This window comes from Meiothermus hypogaeus (assembly GCF_003574035.1).
GTDB classification, from domain to species: domain Bacteria; phylum Deinococcota; class Deinococci; order Deinococcales; family Thermaceae; genus Meiothermus; species Meiothermus hypogaeus.
In genome coordinates this window covers 1-857 of record NZ_QWKY01000174.1, presented here as the reverse complement: position 1 = coordinate 857, position 857 = coordinate 1, and the positions used below count along the sequence as shown (strand labels likewise).

General features: G+C 54.7%; 2 protein-coding genes. Both read left to right on the top strand.

The features are described 5' to 3' along the window. Positions 1-251: 251 nt before the first annotated feature. Positions 252-545, top strand: coding sequence for a 30S ribosomal protein S20 (gene rpsT, locus Mhypo_RS17800; RefSeq protein WP_119342532.1), 294 nt, complete (start codon positions 252-254; stop codon positions 543-545). A 9-nt stretch (positions 546-554) separates the two neighbouring features. Continuing rightward, positions 555-635, top strand: a complete 81-nt coding sequence (locus Mhypo_RS17795) for a 30S ribosomal protein THX (protein WP_114799484.1) — start codon at positions 555-557, stop codon at positions 633-635. Positions 636-857: the final 222 nt, after the last annotated feature.

Below are 857 nucleotides of genomic sequence, written 5' to 3'. Positions count from 1 at the left end.
GTCACCGTCCAATACAACATTCCCTCTCTGCTTGGCAACGGCTTTCAAACCAATCCTCTCCAAAATGTTGGTTTTTACCCATCATCACACCACTTCGTTACTCAACCGAATTCTTTAGATGAGTCGAATTCTAAAGGGTCTAGGCATCGGCCCCGGAGATATGCTAGACTTGTGAGCGGTTTGCCTCGAGGCTGCCACTACTGCTATTGCAGCAAGCTGCGCAGCCCCCAAATGGGCAATTTTGGAGAACTATGGCACAAAAGAAATCTGCTCGTAACCCCTCGGCCATGAAGCGCCACCGGCAATCGCTCAAGCGCCGCGCCCGCAACAAGTCCAAAATGTCGGCCATCAAGACCGTTAGCAAAAAAGCGGTCGCCCTGGCCAAAGAAGGCAACGCCAACGAAGCGGTGCGGGTGATGCGCTATGCCGAAAGCCTCATTGACAAGGCCGCCAAAGGCTCGACCCTGCACAAGAACGCGGCCAGTCGTCGCAAGTCGCGCTTGATGAGCAAAGTGAACCAGCTTCTGAGTGGAGCCAAAGCCTAGGAGTAGAGCATGGGCAAAGGTGATCGTCGTACCCGTCGTGGCAAAATTTTCCGTGGTTCTTACGGCAAGTACCGCCCCCGCAAGAAGTAGTGCCGGATTCTAGCCCTTGCCGGAGGAAGCCCTCCGGTTTTTTTATACCGGATTCAAAAAGACAGTTTACAAAACCAAAAACACCAGAGGCTGTCTTTTTGAATCCTAGAGCACACCCCTCCCTTGAGTACCGGCGCTAGCCGGGGGCCGATGGCCCTTCACTGTCGGTCGGCGAAGAAAGCGTCTCCCTTCCAAGGGGCGGTATCGCCCTCCGCTACGCGG

What these genes read in the sequence shown, in the direction of transcription:
- rpsT (WP_119342532.1), top strand. Translation starts at nt 252, where the DNA reads ATGGCACAAAAGAAATCTGCTCGTAACCCCTCGGCCATGAAGCGCCAC.
- Mhypo_RS17795 (WP_114799484.1), top strand. Translation starts at nt 555, where the DNA reads ATGGGCAAAGGTGATCGTCGTACCCGTCGTGGCAAAATTTTCCGTGGT.